Annotated in this window: 7 protein-coding genes; all 7 read left to right on the top strand. The window is 56.9% G+C overall.

The window, feature by feature from the left end; translation table 11 throughout:
• Positions 1-319 precede the first annotated feature (319 nt).
• The 7 genes from JRJ26_19480 to JRJ26_19450 all read left to right on the top strand — a co-directional run bounded on the left by JRJ26_19480 (position 320) and on the right by JRJ26_19450 (position 8,479).
• Positions 320-1,879 carry a sugar ABC transporter ATP-binding protein gene (locus JRJ26_19480; protein ID MBW2059676.1) on the top strand — a complete coding sequence of 520 codons (1,560 nt, stop codon included), beginning with the start codon at positions 320-322 and terminating at the stop codon, positions 1,877-1,879.
• A complete protein-coding gene (locus JRJ26_19475; GenBank protein ID MBW2059675.1) occupies positions 1,876-2,856 on the top strand; it encodes an ABC transporter permease in 981 nt (326 codons plus the stop codon). The genes JRJ26_19480 and JRJ26_19475 overlap by 4 nt, the downstream gene beginning before the upstream one ends.
• 79 nt (positions 2,857-2,935) lie before the next feature.
• Positions 2,936-4,018 (top strand): substrate-binding domain-containing protein, encoded by a 1,083-nt coding sequence (locus JRJ26_19470; protein MBW2059674.1) that lies wholly within the window; start codon positions 2,936-2,938, stop codon positions 4,016-4,018.
• 216 nt (positions 4,019-4,234) lie between these two features.
• Entirely contained in the window at positions 4,235-5,194 is a 960-nt protein-coding gene (locus tag JRJ26_19465; protein MBW2059673.1) for an ABC transporter permease, read from the top strand.
• Positions 5,195-5,368: 174 nt separating this feature from the next.
• Positions 5,369-6,145, top strand: coding sequence for an IclR family transcriptional regulator (locus JRJ26_19460; GenBank protein MBW2059672.1), 777 nt, complete (start codon positions 5,369-5,371; stop codon positions 6,143-6,145).
• Between the two features lie 105 nt (positions 6,146-6,250).
• Positions 6,251-7,765 carry a gluconokinase gene (locus tag JRJ26_19455; GenBank protein ID MBW2059671.1) on the top strand — a complete coding sequence of 505 codons (1,515 nt, stop codon included), beginning with the start codon at positions 6,251-6,253 and terminating at the stop codon, positions 7,763-7,765.
• Positions 7,766-7,828: 63 nt separating this feature from the next.
• Entirely contained in the window at positions 7,829-8,479 is a 651-nt protein-coding gene (locus JRJ26_19450) for a cyclase family protein (GenBank protein MBW2059670.1), read from the top strand.
• Positions 8,480-8,561: the final 82 nt, after the last annotated feature.

Below are 8,561 nucleotides of genomic sequence, written 5' to 3'. Positions count from 1 at the left end.
CACGCTGACCTGTCGAGCTTCACAAGTGGGCAATTCCAGCCCTTTCCCCTAGGCAATGTCCGGGAGGCGTCCGCTCGTCCTTGATGAGTGTTTCCCGGCTTCTGCAATGTCGCTTGGGGATAAGGGTGTTTTTCAACAGTGACGGAACTCCGCTTATGTCTGCGGATTGACGGGGAAAAATTGTGATCCAGGAGGCCGGAAGGGAGGCAAAAAAAATCTTGACGCCCTTCGGCTTTTAGACTATAAACAAAATGCTTCGGCATATGCTAAACTCTTGCGTCTTCTAAAGTGAATCATCCGAATCTGGTGGGAATAGCTGATGGAAGAGAGCGCAGGTGACCTCGTCCGGATGGAGTCCGTGAGCAAGGGATTTCCAGGGGTTCAGGCCCTGGATCATGTGAGTCTTGCGTGCGAGAAAGGCGAAATCCACGCTCTGGTAGGGGAAAACGGTGCTGGAAAGTCTACGTTGATCAAGATACTGGGTGGAGTTTTTCCTCCTGATGCCGGGCGGATCTATCTTAACGGCAGGGAAGTCACGTTCAGGTCACCCCATGCCGCTCGCATGGCGGGCCTCAACATAGTCCACCAGGAGTTCAGCCTGGTGCCTTATATGTCGGTTGCCGAGAATATCCTGCTCGGGCAGGAGGAGTGCAACCGCCTTGGCCTTGTCAAGTCCTCCACACTCCGCAGGCGAGCGATGGAAGCGCTCGATATGGTCAACGTCAAACTAGACACCGATGCGCTGGTCGTCGATTTGACTGCAAGCCAGCAGAAGTTGGTCGAAATCGCCAAGGCCTTGGCGGCCAGGCCGGACATCCTGGTGGTGGATGAGCCCACGGCGCCTCTCACGAAAAAGGAGACCATGGATTTCTTCCGGGTCCTCAAGACCCTGAAGGAGCACGGTACGACGGTTATCTATATCTCTCACCGCCTGGAGGAGATATTCGAAATTGCGGATCGAGTCACTGTACTGAAGGACGGCAAAAAGGTCTCTACAAAAAGGATCGAGGAAACCGATGAGGACGATCTCATACGAATGATGATAGGGCGTGACCTCGGTGACATGTTCCCCGGGAAGGCTTTGAACCCCGGGGAGGAAATCATCCTTTCCCTTCGTCATATAGAACGAAAGGGCGAGTTGTTCGATGTCGACCTGGATCTCCACAAAGGTGAGATTCTCGGTATAGCAGGCCTGAAGGGCCAGGGGCAAGATGTACTGCTCAAAACGATTTTCGGGGCCCTCCCAAAGGACCATGGTGAGATCAGGATAGACGGAAAGCGAGTCACCATCGGCAGCCCGGCCGAGGCCATCGCACGGGGTATGGCACTCGTAACCGATAAGCGGGCATCGGAAGGGCTTTGTCCCCTCCTCTCTGTCCGGGACAATCTCGCTCTGCCCACCCTGAACAGGCGCCAGTACCTGGGCGTGATCAAAAAGAGAGAAGAGACGGCAACGGTCGAGAAAACCGTGAAGGATCTGAATATTCAAACACCTTCTTTGCGGAAGCTGGTGAAGTTCCTCAGTGGCGGCAACCAGCAGAAGATCGTGGTTGGGAAGTGGCTGGTTGCCGATCCGCGGATTGTCCTTTTCATCGACCCCACCGTGGGGATCGACGTGGGTGCCAAGACGGAGTTGTATCGACTCATGAGAGAGCTTGCAGAACAGAGAGATATCGGCGTGATCGTCGTCACGAGCGATATGCTGGAGTTGCTCGGTCTATGCGACCGGATTCTGGTCATGTACGAGGGCCGGATCGTGAGTGAGGTCTCGGGTAAGGACGCCACCGAGGAAGAGATCATGAGGGCCGCCGTGGGGAGAGCCCACGCCGGCAGAGGGAATGCCATCACGGTAGAAGAACGGGGAAGGTACGGAGAGTGACGGCCTCTGCAAGCCTCAAGACGCTGTTCATAAGGATCAAGAACCAGCCCACAGCCGGTCTCTATCTGGGGGTGTTGCTCCTGATCACCTTCCTGATGATTGTGTTGCCGCAGTTCCGTACGGCTCGCAATCTGACGAATATCCTGCTGAGAGCCGTTCCCCTGTTGGCTGTGGGCACCGGGCAGACCATGGTACTGCTGGGTGCTGGGATCGATCTGTCGGTTGGGGCTGTATTGGCTTTGTCCACCACAGTGGCCTCGGTGACGCTCGACACCCACGTCGTGGGAGGTATTTTCTTGGCCTTGATCACCGGGATGCTGGTCGGGCTGTTCAACGGGCTGGGGGTGACCAAACTCAGGATCAACCCGTTCTTGATGACAATCGGTACAACCATCATCACAGGTGGGATCGCCCTGTACATTCGCCCCTATCCAGGGGGGATTATCCCCCGCGAGTATGTGGATTTCGTCCTGGCCCGAGTGGGCGTGTTTCCGGTCACGCCTTCGATAGTCTTCGTGGTGATCGTCATTTGCGGGATCCTTATCCTGCGAAAGACCCGTTTCGGACGGCACCTCTATGCGGTCGGCGGGAATGTGGACGCTGCCCGTTTGGCGGGTATCCATACGGATCTTGTCCTCATTGGTACTTACGTGGGTAGTGGTTTTTTCGCTGCCCTTGCGGGTCTCTATATGACGGCAAGGATCTCCTGCGGTGATCCGGCTGTGGGCATGCCCTACCAGATGGACTCCATAACCGCGGCTGTACTCGGCGGGACCACTCTGACCGGAGGACGGGGCGGGATGGAAGGAACAGTGATCGGTGTGATTCTGCTGGCCATGCTGGGTAATATCTTCAACTTGATGGACATAAACATTTACTGGCAGCACGTGTTGAGGGGGGTAATCCTGGTCGGTGTCGTTGTTTTCTCTCAGCTCCGTTCCCGAAAACTGAAAAAGGCTGCAGCGATGCTGCAATAGGAAGGAGGTGATAGCCCGATTGATAGATTCGTCGGAAGCAAAGGCTGCTATCTAGAACACAGTTATAAGGAGGGATATCATGCTAAGAAAAAGAATCTTATCGATGGCAGTGGTCGCTGTACTGGTGGTCGGGGTTGCATGGGCGGCAGTTGCAAGTGAGGTACTGCCGGAATTCACCACCTTCGGTGAGTACAAGAAGCAGCCCCCTTACAAGATCGGCTTTGCGTTTCATGGAGGGGGTATTTCGTGGGATATTCAAGCCGTAGCCGCTTTCAAGTATATCGCGAAAAACTCCTATGGGTATCTCATTGACCGCCTCTATGTCACGGAAGCGCAGTTCCAGGTCTCGAAGCAGATCGCGGACATCGAGGACCTGATGGCCAAGGGTATCGACGGCCTGGTCATTTCCACGGTCTCACCAACGGCCTTGATACCTACCCTGGATAGGTTGTACGACAAAGGGTTTCCGGTAGCCGTGGTGCTCACCCAGTATGACGGCAAGAAGTACGCTGCCCTGCGGATGACCGACGGCACCGAGTTCGGCAGAGTCGGAGCGGAATGGCTGGTGGAGCAGCTCGTCAAGAAGTACGGAAAGCCCAAAGGAAATCTCCTCTCCCTCCGAGGCGTTCCAGGAGCAGGAGCGGACGTGGCCCGGTGGGACCGCGGAGCAAAGCCCGTCTTCGATAAGTATCCGGAAATAAAGATCGTCGGTATGGGTGCCGGTAAGTGGGCCTATGATGAAGGGAGGAGAGTCGCAGCGAGTCTGCTTGCCGCAAATCCGAACGTAGACGGAATCTGGAGCTGCGGCGGTCAGATGTCGCTGGCTGCAGCCGAGGTGCTCTTGGAAAAGGGGCTTCCCCTCATACCCATTACCGGTGAAGACTACAACGGTTTCTTCAAGTTCTGGATCAAACATAAACCCGAAGGATTCTCAAGTGTTTCTCCCACGTTCCCATCTTGGATCGCCACCAGAGGTCTTGCGGCGCTGATGGATGTGCTCCAGGGGGAAACAGTCTTGAGGACCATCTGGTATGCACCGCCCACGATCACGGACGAGACGGTGGAGAGGTTCGTCATGCCCGATCTCCCGGACACGATTTGGGTGAGCACCTCTCTGCCCAGGAAGGTCCTGCACGAGATGTACGGCGGTAAGAAACAGTAAAGACAGATCATGGCGGGGAAGGGGATTCCCGGCAATCGGGATTCCCCGCCCCTTTCCATGAGAGGAGGTCCCGCGATACGATCACCGGCGGTTCGATCGCCTGCCCGGAAGAGTGGACGGCTCGGCCCGGAGTGCAACCATGAGTCGTCCACTGGGGCAGCCCATGGCCTTGATACCCGGTGCAGTCCCTTGATCTGAGTGGAACACGGAGGAGTGATGGACGGGTTCACCTCGAAGCAGAGGCTCAAAGAATTTGCGAGTAACAGGACGGTTCTGGTCTATCTCGCCCTTGCTCTTTTCGTCATGGTTGCGGGACTGATAATGCCGCGGTCCCTGGGCTCGAGTAGTTTGCAGACCATCTTCCGAGAGGCCTCCCTGTTGGGCATAGTGGCGCTGGGGCAGGGAATCGTCATGCTGAGCGGGGGACTCGATATATCTGTCGGGAACATGATGTTCTTTGTCATCGTGCTCGGCGGTAACTTGATGTCCAGACACCCGACAATGACGGTCCCCATCGTGCTCTTCTGCCTGCTCATAGGTGCGGTGGTGGGTCTGGTGAACGGCCTCGGCGTAGCCAAGCTCAAGATCTCGTCCATCATAATGACCCTTGCAACGAGTTCGATACTCTATGGAGGGGTCTACATATTTGCGGGAGGATCGCTGAGCGGAAGCGCCGATCCGACATTGCAGTATATCGGCAAGAAGATGATATCGAACTTCATGCCCCTCACGGGAGTCATCTGGCTGATTCTGGCTTTCATGGCGATTTTTGTTCTATACAGGACAACCTTCGGGCGAAAGATCTATGCCACGGGAAACAATCCACAGGCCGCATGGCTGTCCGGCATCAACGCCGAGAGGGTGACCGTTGCGTCCTACGTTATCTGCAGCCTGACGGCGGTGTTCGCAGGCTTGCTGCTGTTGGGATATCTGGGAACACCAACCCTCAGGTTTACCGACATCTATACAATGGGGTCGATTGCAGCAGTCGTGTTGGGAGGCATAGAGTTCTTCCAAGGGGTGGGCAGCATTGCCGGTACTATAGCAGGAGCGTTCATTGTACGGTTTATGTTTACCCTGTTGGTCATGTTCCGCGTTCCTGAGGCGGGAAGGATGATTGCCGAAGGCCTGCTGATCATCACCATCGTGGCCGCATACAGGCTCAGAGGTGATTAGGAGTATGACGGGCTCGGGGGAAGTACGAGCCAGACCGGGTAGGTCTTTCGGGGCCGGGATGAATCCCGGCACCGGGGAAAAGAAGCGTCCGTCGGCAGTTGCGATGGGGAATCGTTTGCGTAGGGATACCGATGGACTGTTCTGAAACAGATCTACTACATACCGAGTTGCGAGATGGACTATACGAACAAGTCGATTGAGAAGGCCGCCTGTATTCTCGATCTATTCGCCGCCGATACACCGAGGTTGAGTGCCACGGAAATAGCGAGGAGACTCGGCACAAAGGCATCGATCATCTATCCCATCTTACGGACGCTTCAGACGTCTGCCTACCTCATGAGAGACGAGGATAAGAAGTACAGTCTCGGGTTCAAGTTTCTCGAGCGAGCCAACCTCGTCCTCCAGCGCCTCGATCTCCACACGGTCGCACAGAAGTATCTCAAGAAGTTGGCCAACACCTGTTCGGTCAACGCACACCTGGGGATCCTATATGGCTACAAGGTGCTCTACCTCCATCGCGAGGTGGGAAGCAGCAACGTGTTTATCCGAGAGATAGTCGGCCTGTCGGAACCGGCCTACTGCACCGCGTTGGGCAAGACGCTGCTCGCCTCTCTGCCCGAGGATGAACAGGAATCCTATCTCACCCGGGAATCGTTGGTGCCGTTCACTCCACACACGATTACCAGTCCGGATGCCTTGCGGGTGGAACTGGGGCGAATCCGCCGGGACGGTTTTGCCATAAGCAATGAGGAAGCGCACGAGGGTGTTGTGGGAGTCGCGGCTCCGGTGACAGACTTCCGAGGCCGGGTTCGGGCTGCCATCAGCATATCTATTCCGAGATCGAGATGGCACAATGAGGAAGCCGAGCTGATAGGCACCGTGAAGGAGACGGCTTCTCTTCTTTCCCGAGATCTGGGTGCATCGAAAAAGGATGAGGCTTTCAGAGCATAGATCAAGAGGACAGAGAGAGGGAGCTTCCGGCGACTGTCGCCGATGGGTTATCATGGTAATAGCGGTGACCCTCCAGAGAGAGGGCCCGCAGGAGGTCGTGGTTTGATGAACAAAGGCCATGTTGTGGGGGTTGATATCGGAACGAGCCGATGCCGTGCGGTGCTTTACGAAACGACTGGCCGTCTGGTGGCCGAGTCCACCCGCTCCTATTCCATCCTAAACCCAAAGCCGGGTTGGCAAGAACAGGATCCAGAGGCTGTTCTAAACGCTTTCCTGGCGTGTCTTGGGGAGATCATCGAACGGGCGGGTCCGAACGCGCTCCTGGGCATCGGGCTGAGCTGTTATTTCCACAGCTTTATGGCAGTGGATCAGAACAACCGTCCTCTCACCCCATGCATCATCTGGACCGACACCCGAAGCCGCGGTGCGGCCCGGCGGATTGCAGAGGAATGCGATCCACAAAGCCTCTACCGCCGCACGGGTTGCCCCCTGCATCCCATGTATCCGATCTGCAAGGCCCGCTGGCTCAGCGACGAAGCCCCCTCCATCCTGCTCCAGGCCCACAAGATCGTCTCCGTGAAGGAATACATCGCCCGTGAGGTATTCGGCGAGTATCTGGTTGACTGGTCGGTCGCCTCCGGCTCGGGTATGTTGAACATTCACACGTTGGATTGGGATGAGGAGGCCGTCGAGCTCGCCGGGCTCCGGGCAGACCACCTTTCGACAGTGACCTCCACCCTGACCCGCTTGCCTCGTATACGATCCAGGTATGCAGGCATGTTACGGCTCAAGGAATCCGTTCCAGTCATCATCGGAGGTGCCGACGGGACCTTATCGAGCATCGGCGTCGGGGCAGTCGGCCCAGGGGAAGCGGACAGCATGGCCGGGACAGGAGCGGCGGTTCGGGTGCTCGTCCCGGAGCCTCGGCTCGATGAGAAGGCGAGAACATGGTGCTACGTGGCGGCGCCGAACAGGTGGGCCGTGGGAGGGGTTTCGGCTGCAGGGCTGATTTACGAGTGGTTCATCCGAGAGTTCGAAACCGCAGAACGGCAGGAGGCTGAGAGGCGGGGCATGAACCTCCACCAGCTCCTCGACGAGTATGTGCGTTCGGTTCCCTTGGGCAGCGACGGCATGATCTTCCTGCCTTTCATCGTGGGAGCCAGAACGCCCATTTGGAATCCAGACGCCCGGGGGGTGCTTTTCGGCTTGACCTATCACCATACGAGCAAGCACATCCTTCGTGCTCTGATGGAGGGAGTAGACTACAACCGGTTCAGTGCACTGAAGGCGGTGGAGGAAGTGGTGGGCGGCATCGATTCGGTACGTGTATCGGGCGGATTCGTGAACTCCAGATCATGGTTGCAGATTACGGCGGACGTATACGGGAGAGAACTCCTGGTACCGGAGGTTCCCCAGAACACGGCATGGGGGGCGGCATTCATGGCCATGCTGGCCCTCGGCCTGGTGGAGCGCCTTGAGGATATCAAACCCATGGTGATCATCCGAGAAGTCGTCCGCCCGGATCCCCATGCCCATGAGCGTTACCTGAGGTTTTTCGCCAAGTACGAGCGGCTCTGCCGGAAACTCGAAGATGAATTCGGAGAGGAAGCAGACGGCTGAGTTGTATCCGAAGACCGGCCCGGCCCGCCACGGGCAGGGCGAGCGAGTTCGCAGGAGGACAGGATGGCAAGAAGGATCATTGACCTTTCTTACACCATCGAGCAGACGATGATGGTCTACCCGGGGTTGTCACGGCCCGTTTTGGAATGGCTGGCCGTTCACGAACAGGACGGCCACTATGCTTCCAAAGTGACGCTTCCCATCCACGTAGGTACCCATATCGATGCCCCTAAACATTTCATCGCAGGCGGCCAGTCCGTGGATGGTATACCCCTGGCAAGACTGGTGGGTGAGGCGGTGTTGGTCGATCTGTCGGACCGAGATCTGAACAGGATCACCGAGGCGAACCTGCAGGAATTCGAGGACCGCATCAAACCGGGCCTGATCCTGATCCTTGACTCAGGCACCCACAAGAAGTACGGCACAAAAGGATTCATTACCGACTATCCATATGTCACTCCCGAGGCCGCCGGCTGGCTGGTAGAGAGGGGGATAGCATCCCTGGGGGTGGATATGATGGCCATCGATCCCCTGGGCAGCGTCGACAGCCCGGCCCACCACATCGTCTTGGGAGCCGGTATACCGATCGTGGAGAATCTGGCCTACCTGGATCGTTTGGATCGCCAGGATTTCCTCTTCATCGGATTGCCCTTGAAGATCGGCGGGGCAGAAGGCGCGCCGTGCCGTGCCATTGCGGTGATCGAGGAAGGATGATCCGTTGGATACTCGTTTGGAAGGAGACCATTGCCATGAAAAGAGAGGGTCATGTGGACATCAGGGGAATCATCCCGCCTGT

Source organism: Deltaproteobacteria bacterium, assembly GCA_019308905.1.
Lineage (GTDB): Bacteria > Desulfobacterota > BSN033 > WVXP01 > WVXP01 > JAFDHF01.
Note: the sequence above shows the minus strand (reverse complement) of the source record. Positions and strands in the feature narration are given on the sequence as shown.